18 protein-coding genes are annotated in these 14,375 nt (G+C 42.3%); 1 reads left to right on the forward strand and 17 read right to left on the reverse strand.

Annotated features, from left to right (window positions below; translation table 11 throughout):
- Positions 1–6 precede the first annotated feature (6 nt).
- From FTV12_RS09175 to FTV12_RS09200, 6 genes are all read right to left on the reverse strand, one after another.
- The gene (locus FTV12_RS09175) at positions 7–1,968 is read right to left on the reverse strand and encodes a hypothetical protein (protein ID WP_180033878.1); all 1,962 of its coding nucleotides are present in this window, start codon (positions 1,966–1,968) and stop codon (positions 7–9) included.
- Positions 1,958–2,377, reverse strand: coding sequence for a hypothetical protein (locus FTV12_RS09180; RefSeq protein ID WP_180033879.1), 420 nt, complete (start codon positions 2,375–2,377; stop codon positions 1,958–1,960). The genes FTV12_RS09175 and FTV12_RS09180 overlap by 11 nt, the downstream gene beginning before the upstream one ends.
- A complete protein-coding gene (locus FTV12_RS09185; RefSeq protein WP_180033919.1) occupies positions 2,374–5,859 on the reverse strand; it encodes a tape measure protein in 3,486 nt (1,161 codons plus the stop codon). Before FTV12_RS09185 ends, FTV12_RS09180 begins: the two co-directional genes overlap by 4 nt.
- An 82-nt stretch (positions 5,860–5,941) precedes the next feature.
- The gene (locus FTV12_RS09190) at positions 5,942–6,433 is read right to left on the reverse strand and encodes a hypothetical protein (protein WP_180033868.1); all 492 of its coding nucleotides are present in this window, start codon (positions 6,431–6,433) and stop codon (positions 5,942–5,944) included.
- 12 nt (positions 6,434–6,445) lie between these two features.
- The gene (locus FTV12_RS09195; RefSeq protein ID WP_180003525.1) at positions 6,446–6,727 is read right to left on the reverse strand and encodes a hypothetical protein; all 282 of its coding nucleotides are present in this window, start codon (positions 6,725–6,727) and stop codon (positions 6,446–6,448) included.
- A 53-nt stretch (positions 6,728–6,780) separates the two neighbouring features.
- Positions 6,781–7,341, reverse strand: coding sequence for a hypothetical protein (locus FTV12_RS09200; protein WP_180033880.1), 561 nt, complete (start codon positions 7,339–7,341; stop codon positions 6,781–6,783).
- Between the two features lie 499 nt (positions 7,342–7,840).
- On the opposite strand from FTV12_RS09200, the gene FTV12_RS09205 reads away from it, so the two are divergent.
- On the forward strand, positions 7,841–8,011 hold the full coding sequence (locus tag FTV12_RS09205) for a hypothetical protein (protein WP_005262212.1): 171 nt from the start codon (positions 7,841–7,843) through the stop codon (positions 8,009–8,011).
- Positions 8,012–8,041: 30 nt separating this feature from the next.
- Here FTV12_RS09205 and FTV12_RS09210 read toward each other — a convergent pair whose 3' ends face one another.
- From FTV12_RS09210 to FTV12_RS09260, 11 genes are all read right to left on the reverse strand, one after another.
- Positions 8,042–8,380, reverse strand: coding sequence for a hypothetical protein (locus tag FTV12_RS09210; RefSeq protein WP_180033881.1), 339 nt, complete (start codon positions 8,378–8,380; stop codon positions 8,042–8,044).
- Between the two features lie 381 nt (positions 8,381–8,761).
- On the reverse strand, positions 8,762–8,878 hold the full coding sequence (locus tag FTV12_RS09215; protein WP_180033882.1) for a YHYH domain-containing protein: 117 nt from the start codon (positions 8,876–8,878) through the stop codon (positions 8,762–8,764).
- A gap of 410 nt (positions 8,879–9,288) precedes the next feature.
- Positions 9,289–10,032, reverse strand: a complete 744-nt coding sequence (locus FTV12_RS09220) for a hypothetical protein (RefSeq protein WP_180033883.1) — start codon at positions 10,030–10,032, stop codon at positions 9,289–9,291.
- Entirely contained in the window at positions 10,032–10,202 is a 171-nt protein-coding gene (locus tag FTV12_RS09225) for a hypothetical protein (protein ID WP_179992510.1), read from the reverse strand. Before FTV12_RS09225 ends, FTV12_RS09220 begins: the two co-directional genes overlap by 1 nt.
- 9 nt (positions 10,203–10,211) lie before the next feature.
- Entirely contained in the window at positions 10,212–10,634 is a 423-nt protein-coding gene (locus FTV12_RS09230; RefSeq protein ID WP_034171151.1) for a hypothetical protein, read from the reverse strand.
- A complete protein-coding gene (locus FTV12_RS09235) occupies positions 10,609–11,106 on the reverse strand; it encodes a phage virion morphogenesis protein (RefSeq protein ID WP_159122988.1) in 498 nt (165 codons plus the stop codon). The genes FTV12_RS09230 and FTV12_RS09235 overlap by 26 nt, the downstream gene beginning before the upstream one ends.
- A gap of 7 nt (positions 11,107–11,113) precedes the next feature.
- Positions 11,114–11,554, reverse strand: a complete 441-nt coding sequence (locus FTV12_RS09240) for a gp436 family protein (RefSeq protein ID WP_086044620.1) — start codon at positions 11,552–11,554, stop codon at positions 11,114–11,116.
- A gap of 7 nt (positions 11,555–11,561) precedes the next feature.
- A complete protein-coding gene (locus tag FTV12_RS09245; protein ID WP_180033884.1) occupies positions 11,562–11,921 on the reverse strand; it encodes a hypothetical protein in 360 nt (119 codons plus the stop codon).
- 10 nt (positions 11,922–11,931) lie between these two features.
- Positions 11,932–13,011, reverse strand: coding sequence for a major capsid protein (locus tag FTV12_RS09250; protein WP_180033885.1), 1,080 nt, complete (start codon positions 13,009–13,011; stop codon positions 11,932–11,934).
- A gap of 5 nt (positions 13,012–13,016) precedes the next feature.
- The gene (locus tag FTV12_RS09255; RefSeq protein ID WP_180033886.1) at positions 13,017–13,388 is read right to left on the reverse strand and encodes a hypothetical protein; all 372 of its coding nucleotides are present in this window, start codon (positions 13,386–13,388) and stop codon (positions 13,017–13,019) included.
- Positions 13,389–13,391: 3 nt separating this feature from the next.
- Positions 13,392–14,360 (reverse strand): hypothetical protein, encoded by a 969-nt coding sequence (locus FTV12_RS09260; protein ID WP_180033887.1) that lies wholly within the window; start codon positions 14,358–14,360, stop codon positions 13,392–13,394.
- Between the last annotated feature and the right edge of the window lie 15 nt (positions 14,361–14,375).

Raw genomic sequence — 14,375 nt, forward strand, 5'->3', positions numbered from 1 at the left:
TCCTCGCTAGGCAGCCGCATAGGTAGCCATAGGTGTAAAGGTTTGCACAAATCTGCTCGCTGTACTTTTTGGTGTGACTTCAACTGCGCCAGTGGCATAGATAATGGTGCCTTGCACTTGACCGCGGCTATTCACTAAATTCCCCATGGTTGCATTCACCGGCACATCTGTCAGGGTTACAGATCCTGTAATCCCCTCATTGCTTTGAAGTGGAATTTTTAACTCAACACTATTTGGCTGGATCGCTGGTCCCGTACCAATGGTAAAGGTCAGCTTTTGATTTGCAGGGGTAACATCCATTTTGGTCTGCTCAAGTGATTGGCCATAGTTATAAATCACCGAGAAAACTGTGCCTTTCTGTGGCAGCTTGTTTGGAATGATCTTGCCGGTACCCGTGGCATAGTTGATTTCACCAGTGGCATCACCAGTAAACTTACCTTGAGCATTCGAAGTCGCTGTTTTGGACTCACCCTCAAGCAACCAGTTGATGGTGATACCCGGCAATACACCCGGTCGACCTAAGTCAAACTCAAATGCAGCTTTTTCCACACTTAAATTGGAGCGTACGAAAGTGACAATTGGTGTACCCCAGTTCAGCAAAATCGGCGTATCTACATCCGGTAATGCGCCTGTGGTGAGTAACCAAGAACCGGTTTCGTAATTGATCATGCCTGAACCAAAAGATGGACTGGCAGCCTTTAACTGCCCCGAGCCATCATCTTTAAGTTCATAGAACTTGCCTTGCGACATGTAGGAAATGGATAGTGCACCAGGTGCCGGAATAGGAATCAACACTCCGGTCCAGTTGGTGCTCTGGTTATTTTGAGTCACCGGAATGGCATGGCTTTGGTAATACTGATTCGGTGCAGCTGCTGGTTTAAATGTAATATTCAGATTTGCGGTTCCAGCCGGTGCTGCCGCAGTCCACTGAATTAATCCACGTTGATAATCAATCGTGCCAACCTGAGTACCTTGCGTATTCTTAAGCAACCCACCCTGATCGGTAATCTGCTGGCCTTGTAATGTGAAAGCCACACTGGATGGAATCACTGCTGAACCGATATACAGGTTCTGACTCACTCCAATAGTCATGCCGGGATAATTGACGGTGATCGTACCTTCATTACCCGCGACCAGCACCACGCTTTCACCCGCAGCGTTCACATCAATGATCGGTGTTTCGGTCTGGGCCGATGGAATCAGCTGGGCAAAGATACTTTTCGCATTGACCGTAAATTCACCCACGTTCGCATCAGATGCTAATGCAGTCGATGAATAATACAGACCAGTATCAGCAACAATCGTATCCCGAATAATGGTTTTTGATGGATTGCCTGCATACCACTGCCGTGCAGACAAGCCTACAAAATCTATTTCCAGTGCATCATTTAATGAGTAAGTGGCAATCTTGTATTCTACTTTTTTACCATCGATGACCATAATGGCAGTACGGGTCTCAACCTTGGTGATTCGTACGTACTGCTCACGCTCTAATACCTTGCCCTCATCACTGATCAGAACAATGGTGTCACCTACTGAAGATTCCACTTCCTGAGGAAACATAGCCACCTGTAGTGATGACATACCTTTCCAGTGGGTATCTAGTGGTGTTCCGGCGATCTGACCGCCTTTGGCTAGATAGTTTTCCAACCGGTTCTGAGCAGACTGGCGTTCATCGGTCCAGTTTTTGGTGCTGAAAAGCAATGCTGATACGTTTGGATCCTCTGGTAGCTCAGATACAAAAACCGTTGCACCCATTAATAGATCAGTGTCATCTGTTGTGACTGCAGGGAAAACTTTCCGCATGGATACATCGCCCATGGTGCGATCCATTTCAGATACATCATTGAACAGGTTATTACTAATACCATCCTGGACTACTACACCTGAGTATTTACCACCGCCATCAGAGTTATCCGTCAAGCGTTCAGACTTGTAAATTACTAAATCCTTAGTTTCAATCGCCATCGTCTAACTCCGTAAAGCGTAAAGTCACATTAAAATAATCATCCAGTGATACGGCTGGAATTCCTTTCACCGGTGCAGCTTCTAAAGCCCCATCCTGGTGGTTAAATTTGACTGTGAATTGCCGGTTGTCATGAGGTTGTTCAAACTTCAGTTTGAAAACTTCGTTCTGCAACATGGACCATTCTCGAACAGTCCGTAATTCACGCAATTTGATCCAGCCCATTTCCTGATCTGCTGGCTGTAAAGTAATAGGCCGACCAGATTTCTTTTTGCCTTCCTGAATATGCAAAGTGCCATCCATTGCATAAGCCTGAGTTTGTTCGATGGGCTTCCAGGAGAATTCATCAGACCATAAAAAACCGTCCTCTAATGGGACGGTTTCTGATGTTGCTAAGCGAATAAGTTTCATGTTGATTTCGCTATACCTTTTAATTGATTTACCAGATTGGTCATTACATCCTTTTGGCTTGCATCACCTGTAAGGGATAGGGTTTGACCTCCGAATTGAATGTTGTAATTCACACTTTCCTTAATGCTTTGTGTAGCAGCATTTGATGACACAGAAGGAATTGATGGCGCATAATCACCCAAGTTGGCTGATCTACCACTTTTACCTACATACTGCTCCAACTTCTCAATCTGTTCCATAACATACATAGCATTACCTAAAGCCTTCTGGTTATCGTAAGCAGTAGTACCATACTTTTTCTTCACCCATTCATTGGAGGCTGATTTGTAATAACCCCCAGCCACCGGCTCGGCATCCTGAAAAAGTTGCTTGGCTTTTTGCTTGGCATCACCTTCATAACCAATATCCTTAAGTCTCTGTTCAATTTCTTCAACAGAAAGCCCATGTTTAGCAGTTGTTCCAGTTTTGGATGCCTTCATCTTGCCCTGAGAAGCCATAGCTGCTTCTGTTGCTTTGCGAGCTTCCTCCCAGGCTTCAGCAGTATCGCGACCAGCCTGAACGCCTCTACGACCTAGATCATCAAATCCGTCACCTGCATTTCCTGTGGCATTGCGAACACGGTGTAAGCTTTCTTCCACGGCATTATTGGCTTTTACTGAAACTTGGCCGGTTTCACTTACCTCTTTTGATAGACCGTAGTAAGCAAGCTTAGCTTCATAGGCTGCAATTTTAACTGCATCACCAGAAGCATAGACCTTATCAGCCATGTTAATTAAGGCTTGTCTTAGTTCTTCGACCGAGGCAGTACCGCTTTGCTTTAATACATTAAATGCTCTCATTTGAGCATCCGCAGCCTCACCCGCTTCTTTTCTTGATGTTATACCAAGCAGCTTATAGGCTTTTTCAACTTCAGAAATATTTTGAGGCAGTTTTCCATTAACCTGATCCAGATGCTCCATACCCATCTGAACTTGTTTTGCAGAAAACACTCCTTGTTTTTCAAAGGAAAGGAGTTGAGCTTTTGCTGCATCGATTTCGGCTGGTGATTTGGCTTGCTCTGCCCATTTCTCCCACCCTTGATAAATTAGCTCAGTTGCACGTGCGCCAGTGACACCCATTGCTTCTAAGCCACCTGCATAACTGTTCAAATGATTCTGATCAGAAGCAAATTTTTCAGAAACCCGATTAAGAGCTACATCTAAATCAATACCAAGCGCAGCAGCAGCTTTGCGGGCTTTGTCTGTCGCACTAACTTGACCGTCGGTGGCGATTGTTGCATCCTGCATCGCTTTCACAACTACCTTACCGGTGCTATCAAATTCAGCCTGTAAGCCTTGGGCAGCCAACTGGGCATTAAGAACTTTTAGTTGCGCCATCCCCGCAGCATCTGCAGATTGAATCATTGCACTTGCTACGATCTGAGCAGCCTGAATCTTAGCTTCAGTGATTTTCTGACTTTCAGCCTGATATGCTTTTTCCTTGGCATCCAGTTCGGCAAGACCTTTTACAGCCTGATCAATTGCAGCCTGATTGCCAGTTTTGCGTGCTTCATGGAGTTGCTGCTCTAGCTGAACACGCTCATCACTAATAGCCTTGTAGTCAGCCTTATGCTTTTCTTCTTGAAGCTTTAATTCATTAAGAGTTTTTTGGCTCTCAGCAACCCGTTCTTTATTTGCCTCATCCTCAGTCTGACGAATCTCTCGGATTGCTTCTCTTGTCGCAGATTTGCTTTCAAGTGCTAGCCTGTTAGCCTCTTTACCATTCTTTTCGGCTTGTCTAAATAGAGCATCAGACGCATTTTGAGCCTGTGCAGCAAGATCATCGAAACCAAGGAAATCTAATACCGAGGCGCTAAGCGCATAAATACCACCGGAAATAAACTGGATACCTGCAAGGAGTAGCTTCAAGGCAATATTTAATCCGGTAGCCCCATCGGAAACTACACCAAGTGCAATTTTAAAAACGTTAAATAAGGTTGTTAAGCCGCTAACCTCTTCCTTACCACCCATAATTGCGTTAAATAGCGGGGCGATTGCATCCAAGGTAGATGTGAAGGCACTCCAGGCGGTTTCAGCGATTCCTGCCATGCCTGAAATGACAGTTTTAATCGTGTCATATACAGCAGATAAAGTGCTTCTAATAGCCTCAATTGTAGATGGATCGATTTCAGAGAGCTTGTCTTGAAACCATCCAACACCTTCAGCCACATCATCAAAGAATACTTTTAAAATTCCAAGATTATCAGCGATGACTGAGAGAGCATTAGCTACCGTAGCGCTTGACCCATTGGCTTGATCCATCTCACCAATAAGGATTTGCCACTGTGTTGATATCTTCTGCAGTGCATTGCTAATAGTAGTTGGAAACTGGTTGTAGGTTTCTTGGATCTGTGTGGCTTGGCTTTGAACAGCTTTAACAACTCTTTCAGAGGTAAGCTCCCCATTTTCAGCCATCTTGCGAAGTTCGCCGGTAGTGACTCCCAACCCTTTAGCTAATGCTTCAGCAAGACCATAGCCATTTTCCATAATGGAGTTGAATTCTTCACCGCGAAGAACACCGCCTTGCATTGCTTGAATAAACTGAGTGATTGCTGCTTCACTTGCTTGTGCTGATCCACCACCAATCTGAATCGCTTGGGTCACTGTTTTAGTAAGGTCTAACGCTTGTTGCTGCGTCATCCCCATTTCTTTACCGACTGTATTCAATCGAGTAAATAAGCCTGCTGTAGCATCCAAACTTGAGTTTGTTGCTAATGCGACCTGATGAACGCCAGCCATGGCCGATGTAAAATCACCGCCTTCACGAGTGGCAATCTGAATTTGTACTGAAAGGTTGGTATAAGAATCTGCAGCCTGTGCTAATTCACGAAGGCCCAAACCAATACCAATACCGCCCATAACCCCAATAAGGGCGGTAAATCCGGTTTTTAGTACCCCTATTCCCTTCTGCGCCGTCTGAGCAGCTGTATCCGTTTCTTTTAGGCTTGTATTGGCTTTGCCCACTTCTGCCTGAAATCCATCAAAAGCCTGATCTGCTTGCTGTACTTCTTTTTCTAGTTGATCAACCTGGATTTGTGCTTTTTCAATATCAGCAGGTGAAGCATTGGTTTTTGAGAATGCTTCAAGGTTTTGCTTAGCCTGAGTCAGATCACTCTTAAGCTGACCTAGGGCTTTTTCGGCCTTATTACCAAAATCTGTAAAGTTACCCGCTGTGGATTTTGCGTTATCACCAGCATCCTTAATGATTCCTGTAGCAGCATTTAAGGATTGTGAAAGCTTGTCCGCTAACTCACTGGTTCCTTTTGGGATAATATTTCCCATCTCTTTAGAAGCATCAGTAGTCGCTTGTTTTAAACGTTCTGATTCTTGTTTTATTGCATTGAATACTGACTTAGCCGCATCTTCAGACTGCTTGATATTGCCAACAAAACTTTTAGTGTCGGCATCCATGATTAATTTGAATGTTAAGTTTTTACCAGCCATGATGACCTCTAAATTTTGGCAATAAAAAACCCGCCGAAGCGGGTTAATGTAGGTATTTAAAAGCACATGTTAGTGCCTTAACTTATCCACAAGACTTAGACCATAGAGCGTCCATTACTTGAGGAGTAAAAACAGAATTTTTTGAGTCACTTTCAATCATGACCGCATCATTTGCCGGATCGTAAATATAACGAGAGTAGCCAACATAACCGCCCATGCGGTTTTTAGAATTTACTTCACCACAGTTACCCTTTTGATTTCTAAATTTCGCTGAATCCGAGTCAATTAATTGTTCTTTGACTTTCTGAGCAGCTAATTCAATTTGAGCTTGTTGTTTATCTTGCTCTGCCTTTTGTACAGCTTCATTCTCTCTGATGCGATCTAATTCTGCTTGGGCCTTTTGTTCTGCGGCTGATTTAGCCGCATTAGCAGCATCAATTTTTTCCCGCTCTAATTTTTGCTGGTGAGCAATCTCGGCTTGTTTTAGTCTTTCGGCTGATGCCTTGTTGCTTTGGTGCATAAAATAAAACATACCGGATGCCAAAACTAAAAGACCAATGATTAAGTATTTCATTCGGCATCCCTCTTAAATATTACGCCATAAGATTTTTACAATTCTGTCGCGACATAAAATAATAGTGTATTCCTGCAAATCCACTTCTTTTACATACTCAGTAGCTGCACAATATAGTTTGCCATCATCAAGCACATAGTGTCTTGGACCTCTAACTTCCAATTTATCTTTTAGAGATTGATGACTATCACCAATTCGTACCAGATCCCCTGATGGGGTTCGGATACTGGTGGTTGTTCTCTCAGCAAAAGCAAACCCCGACACTAAACACAAAGCTAATAATAAATATTTCACATTTCACCCCCTAAATTATTATTTCCACATCATAACTTTAGGGTGATGCGTGATCAATCAGAAACCATTTCTTTCTTGAATGATTCAAAGCCTTTTTTGTCGGATTGGGCTACACGTGCTGCAACAGCGTTATTGAAGATTCCCTGCTTGTATATCTTGTTTGCTGCCTTAACATAGCCTTGGAATGCGCCGTAGGTCATTTCCATAATTTCACTATGCTGATGGCCCATTGATACCAGAAACTGGAATGAATCAAACCAGGTGGAGTCATCTTTCTTTTTAATACCACGTTTTGGTTTTTCGTATTTGAAGTAAGCCTGGTTGATCAGAAGTACAGCCTTAAGCAATTCCTTAAAAGTTTGCTCATCTACTGCCAGATCAAAGATAGCTTTCTGATTTAGGTTAGTCACACAGGCAATAGTCGAAATGACCTGGACACCATGGGCCTTAAATAATCCTGTCAAAATCTCATCTGAATGATTTTGGTCTTTGATGAAGTTCTTCAATACTTCAGCATGTATTGCCCAGGTATCGAAGTCTTTTATCTGGATCTGGCGGACTTCAATGTCATTGATTTTGATGCTTCGATTTGTGGCTAAGAAAAAATCATTCATGATGGGGTCTCGAGAAAATTTTAGACATCAAAAAAGCACCCGAAGGTGCTTTTCTTTTAACTTTAATAAAAGCTGAATTCTATAAAGCCCAATTACGACCTTGCCCCATCTCATAAACGATGAGAATTAAGGCTACTATCATTAGAACGACAACAACGATTTCGGCTTTGGTCAGCATTTTCGGAGCTCCACTTTTCATCATTCATATGATAAGCAAAGCATACAATTAATAACATAAAGATTACAAAAAAATTATTGGATGTTACAAAGATTTAGAAGTTAGGGAAGTTTCTTTAGAGTGTAACTACCTACTGAAGCATTCAAACATTTCGTTAAGCAACTCAACAAAAAGTTTCAACCGAAAAGCATTCTTACGCAAACCTAGAAACCTATAACTTTAGACCTGAATATCTTACATATCCCGACATAGCTGCTACATCCACGATTTAAATCATTCTCTACACTGAAATTAAGTCTTAGAAACGTAGAGGAAATTCAAATGAAAAAGTATTCGAAAATTCTAATCTTAGCTTTAATGGGATTTACTGGTACCGTAGCTATCGCAGCTGACTCGATTCCAATAGAAGCCACTGCCGCAGCTGAAGCACAACAGGTTGCTTTAGAGTATGGAAATGAAAAAGATCAAAAATCTGAATCATCTGGTGAATAAAAGAAAGCCCTTAATTAAAGGGCTTTTTAATTACTTCCAGCTTGGCGTACAACCATTCTTCCATGACAACTCAAATTGCTTTTGATCCGTCTGATTTTCTGCAAGTACTATATCCTTTGAAAGCACAATAAAACGCTGGAAGGGAACATAATCACTATCTGCTTCTTTATAGCTTACCTCTCCACACTCTCCTATTTGATTGCGGAACTTTGCCGAATCAGGGTTGGGAATGAATTTTTTTGTAGCTTCTTTTGCAAATTCAAGCTGTTCCTTTTTGCTTGTTTCTAAATCAAGATGCTGACCGTTAGATTCCTTGTGTCCACACCCAGCTAAAATCACAATAAAAAAGAATAAGCTTAAATTTTTCATAATATCCCCATGTATTAAGGGCAGCACTTTACATTAATTTTCAATCTTATCTAAAGCCTAGGGAGAGTGGATTTGTAAAGTTATGTTTTACTATTTTAAGTCTTTTTAAAATTGACCCTATATAGCCAAATGGAACTTCCACTTATCAAAAAACCGCCCTAAAGGCGGTTCTTAGCTTACTAACTTACTGACATACAAGATAAATAAAAGTAGAAATAATTATTACGGCTAGGATGGAGACAAATATTTCTATTTTAGTCATAGCAGTTTTATTCTCAACGTGAACTGAATATCTTTTATAGCCCTATTGAGCGCTAATTAAACTAACAAAATATTACAAAACGATGGAGTATTAAAAAATTACCTTAAAGGTATTTTCTATTACTGACAGTGTCTGGTACCGGTTTTAGTTTCATTGTGAAAACCATTCTTATCAGTTCTTCCACCATGCGCAAAAGCTATTGTTGCAAAGCAAGCTACCAAGATCAGCAATATCAATTTTTCATAATTGTTTCTGCTTTTTTATTGTTTAGAAGAGTTTTTATAACTTACTTTAAAAAGTTTTTAAACTAAAGCTAAAGCAAACCTCCCTAAGGAAGTTTGCTTTAAAGGCTTGTGTGTAAGTTATTTGAGAGTCCAATTACAGCTTTGTCCAATTATGTAAACAACCACAATCGCAGCAAAAATCAATAATGCAATCAAAAAAGCTTCTACTTTAGTAGGCATGCTAATTTCTCGAAATATCCAACACGCCGATCATATATATAAAATATAAATTATGATATTAAATAAGGATAAATATTCTTAAATATGAATAAAATAATTTTTATAAATAGTCAATTTCTATATTTAAACAGGCACAAAAAAAGATGCTAATGCGCCGTGGATTTCTTTGTGCCTGTATGGGTTTAAGCAGCTACACTGAAGCGCTCAATATGGCCAAAGACACTTAGTTCAGCATCATTGGCTTTTGAGATATCTGCGAGAGCTTCACCTTCAATTGAATAAGACCCAAAGTCTTCATGAATCAGATCAAATTCAGTATCTGGTGAGAATTTCACACGCCATAATGTCATGACAACCTTATCACCAGTGAGGGTATCAATACCTTTGAAAAGGATTCGATATTCATTCCCAATGTTATTGGCAATTGTCGTACGTGTCTTAGCACCAGCTTTAGCAGAAAATTTAACTGGACCAGTTACAGCTTCGTTAAAAATTACGGTGCCATAAACTGAATCAAGCAAATATTTGTCTGCCTCAATAGCAGCGTCCGAACTATCCTTAAAAGCCACTTCGCTTAAATTGCGATGACCCAGATCGATCATGGCACCAATCTGTACTGTACCTAAATCGATATCAGTCAGCTGAGCTTCAGGAATTTCAATTGATTTACCGCTAAGGATTAACTCTAAATTTTCCTTAGTAACCTCTTCAATTGTCCCTGAGATAGCAACACCAGTTTGCTTGTATAAGACAGCATCTTTCGAACGTAGACCAGTTTTACTTTCATAGTGGTCAGTAGACTCAGTTGAAATAGCAATCTGTAAGTCTGGAGTACTACCAACCGGCAGTAATGCAGCTGGTACACCACTAACCATTTTCGCTAGATGAAGTTCACCCTGAAGTGAAATTACATTTGAATTAGCCATTACTTTTCATCCCCTGTAGTTTTCTTGGCTGGAGCAGCTTTAGGTTCAGGTAGTTCCTGAATTGCACCATCTGCTAGTAATTTTTTGATTTGTGCATCACTCAGCCCACCGACCACATCACCCTTTTGAAAGCGACCGACAGGCTGTAATGCTTTGTATTGTTTTGCCATGACTGGCTCCTAAATGAATTTTTGTGATTCAAAAATAATCGTGATGTATGCAAAGCCTGGACTATACCCATCCCGAACCGAAATCATTTCTAGTGCCGTTCGTGATGCCTGAGGCTGCCAGCCGGAAAGTAATTGAATGACCTTCTCGGTTAACAACCCAGCTTCATCACTCACCGCTCGGCCATCAGTCATTTGAGATTGAGCATTACGACATGCCACCGTGACCGCCCATTGCTGACCGATCTGATTGATACTTCCACGACCTGCACTGGCTTTTTTGTCAATACGAACGAAATTGACGTGTGCTGACGGCGTAACCTGCGACATCTCGGTTACGCTGACTGAGTTTAACGGCGTATAGATCTTTAGAAGTTCTGGAATTTCTTTCAGCTTTTCTGCAATCTCATCACGCACCGCGAAGAAGGTGCTCATCTATAAAACTCCCGACAATATCCAAAATCATTACCTCATCTTCAGCATTAATACCGAGCTGGGTCCGTGGCGGTAGAACTGATTGCTTAACCTTTCGATACTGGCCACCAACTGCAAAGGTGATGTATTGGCCATTCTTAGGTAAGATTGTTGCGCCGTAATGCAGATGGGGTGCATACGCAACATCTGTACCCACCTCCACACCATTTGAAAGAACATTGTGTGTGTAGGAATTCATCAGGCGGCCAGTATCTCGAAGCGTTTCACCACCCTGCATACGTGCACGCCATGAAATCTTCCATGGATTACCATCAACATCAGTACCTGTTAAGAATCGATGCTGCACACTATCCACAAGTCCAGCACCAATCTCATCAAACAGCTGGTTCTTTAATGATTCAAAGTTACCTAATTGCTTAAGCACTGCTTCAATAGGTGAACTATCAGCTTGAATGGTTATTGCAAAAGCCATAAGCACCTCACTTCAAGCTGGGCATCTGGTCCAGGATAGAATCTCCAAATACACCACCGGTATATGAAGTACCGACTGGTGCTGTTGAAGGTCGTCCTTTAGGTTGGTCATCCACGATCTGGTTTGTTTCTGGTAACTGAATCTGCAAATGTGCTTTGTTATCAGCCACACGTTTTAAGAATGCAATTGCATCCTCATAACGCTTCCGGGCCTCTTCGATGGGTTGCTGGAAGTAAAGACGATAGCGTGCGATGTCACACGCCATACGCTTTAAGTTACTAGGCACATTGGGAAGTGGCAAAGGATAACGACCACCGATATGACCGTTAATCTCCTCTGTTGCATCCTGAATTGCATCAGTTATTGAAGACTGAGAAGGAAGCATCGCTTTCAGATTTTCAATCTCATCACCAAATCGTGCGACCAAATCTGCTTCAGTCGCATACATAGATCACCTACTTGGTTTCGTCAGCAGGTTTTGAGTCTGCTTTAGGTTTTGCAGCAGGCTTCGCCTTTTCAAGTTCAGCCACCTTGGCTTTAAGCTCAGCAATTTCTTGCTCGGCTTTAGTCTTGTCGGCAGTTGCCGTCTGATTGGCTTTGGTTAAGGCTTCATTGGCTGCTGTTAGCTCAGCATTGGCCTTTTCCAGTTCAGCCAGACGAGCAGCGGTATTGTCTGCTTCTGGCTCTTCCGGCTCTTGATATTCTTCAATAGCCCCAGATGCTAAAAGGGCCTGAAGTTGTTTAGCTTCAAGCCCTTTGATTTCATCACCTGGCATAAAATGCCCGATGGATTGTTTTGCTGTGTACTTCGGCATGTCTTGCTCCTTATAGGGTGATAAAGCCAGCACCACCAACAACACCATTCTTGTTAGACGGCACAACCAGTGGAGCAGATTCGGTCATTAGCATGATGCCGCTTGGATCTTCACAATACCACTGACGATCAAAGTATTGCTGAGCAACGCCGTTGGCCAGCATGTTCTTGATCTTACAGTGAGCTACCGAACCATTGGTATCAGAGATTAGTGAGAAGTAATCTTTAGGAATAAAGCGCTTCACTTGACCTTTGTTACGGTAAGTTGCGTCATATACCCAGAATTCGATTCCATCAAAGGTTCCTTTGAAGGTTGCTGATTCTTTTACACCAAAGCTTGGATTCACTGGAACAGAAATACCCGCATATGGCGTGATGAATTCTTTTTTGAATTCTTCATTGTTCCAGAGAGCCGCCCAAACCAAGCCAGACATAACAGACAGCTTAGCTTCACCACCATCAGCAGCCAATTGACGTTCAAGCATGGTGCGAATATCCGTTACTGGCTTGGCACCCGCTTCATTCCATTTGACCAACGGCGTATATGTCAAAGACGCATCACGACGGTAATCCACCAGGTTGAGCTCATAATCATCTGAGTGAAGCGTGTATTTACCATTTTTCAGTAAATCGATAGCCATCATCATGACTGAGTTATCAATCGCATCATGGTTGCGCTTCATCACTGAGATTTGAGCAATGATCATTTGCTCTTGCTCAGATAGTCGCTGGTTACCAGTTGAGATGATACCTGCAGTACGTAAACGCTCAAGCAAGGCAATTTCAAAAGTTTCTGCCGGAGTGACCTGATTCTTTGGCTTGTAGTAAGCCGGTTTAACGTGGCGTACTTCACCAGATTGAGTAGTATCAAATGGCTTACCAGGCTGTTGCGGTGATACCAGTGGTGCCAGATCATGTTCAGCTGATAATTCAGCCAGTGGAACATCATCACGCGTGAATAACGGGCGATTAGGGAAAAGCTTATCTAAAAGCCATGTGTCCATTGGACGGTAATTCGAGTGGATCAGTGCCAGCTCACCCACATCAAGAAGTTCAAGTGGAGCACCTTCAATATTAAAAGACTGTGGCATGTTGTTTACACCTTAGAAAGTTCGATTTTGTTTTTAGTTGCCTGTGCACGCGCTGCATCATATTCTTCAGCAGCAAGCAAAGTCCCATTAAGCGATACAGCTTCAATACTGAAAACCCCGCCGTAGTAGACCGGAATTTCGATTCCATCAGCGGCCTTGATTGTGGCTTCTGCAGCCGTAACGTCTTGGCCACAAATCACATCCCATGTTTTTTCATCAGCAGCGTGTGTGAGTACATTCGCATCTGAAAGTGTAAGTAAGTCACCTTTTTTATAGGCTGTAGCGGTAGTTACTTTGGCATTGGCACGTCGTAACTTTTCATTGTCTAGGACCAGCTTTTTAGACTGGACCGTAATTTTTGGAATAACCTGGCTCATGAATTATTTCCCCTTGTTTTGTTCTGCGAATGCTTGTGCACCAGAAGTAAATTTGTGAGTGTCAGTGTGATTAGACTGACTACCCTGCCCCGGATTGGCTTGATGAGTGAACAAGTGAGCAAATGCCGGATTTACACTTGGTGTTTGTTGTGTCTGTGGTGTAGTTGGCTGCTGGCTACCTGCAGAAAATTGGCGAAGCTGTTTGGCAGTAAAGCTAAAAACTGAATCATCCATATTGGTATAAGCCGTTTTATCTTCAGCACTAAACTGTGTTTTCAGCTCAGTTTCTAAAGCTGCAATTTCATCAGCACGCTTTTGCGCTTTGAATTGCTTAAGTTCAGCCAGGGCTTCATCACGTTCACGCTCTGCCTGCTCTTTGGCCTGTTGTGCTTTTTCTAATTCGGTCACGTCGGTGTCCTCTTTGGTTGGGTTTGGATTGGCTTTGCCTGAGAAGGCTTCGATAGTGGTTTGAGTATCTGCACCTACACCGCAAATTGTGATTTCATGCACTCGCACATTTCGGAATACATGTAATGGACCAGTAAATTGCTGACCGTTTACTTCAACTGTTTTACCTGGTGCAATTTCTTCAATGGATTCGGGATCAGCCCACCAAGACATTTGAAATGGATATTCCTCATCGATGTCTTGCACGATTTCTTTAGCTTTTGCATTGCTAAGAAAATGACCTTTTGCCTTAAAGGTTTGACTGATTTCGTATGAAGTAGCCACACCAACACGTTTACCGCCAAAATGCTCTTCAACAAGCCCAGTTTTGGGTTTTAGTTGCAGTCCTTGAAGATCAATAACTACACCTGCACGGCCCCAGTAATAGTGATTGTCGATGCGACCACCGCTATATACTTCCGCCTCAAACGTACGGCGCTTTTTTTCACCATCTTCTACTGTAGTGATCGGAACATTTACAGCTGTAAACTGACAACGCAAATGCTCCTGATTAAGTTCAGGCATTTTTCATGCTCCATA

The organism is Acinetobacter sp. YH12233 (assembly GCF_013417725.1).
Lineage (GTDB): Bacteria > Pseudomonadota > Gammaproteobacteria > Pseudomonadales > Moraxellaceae > Acinetobacter.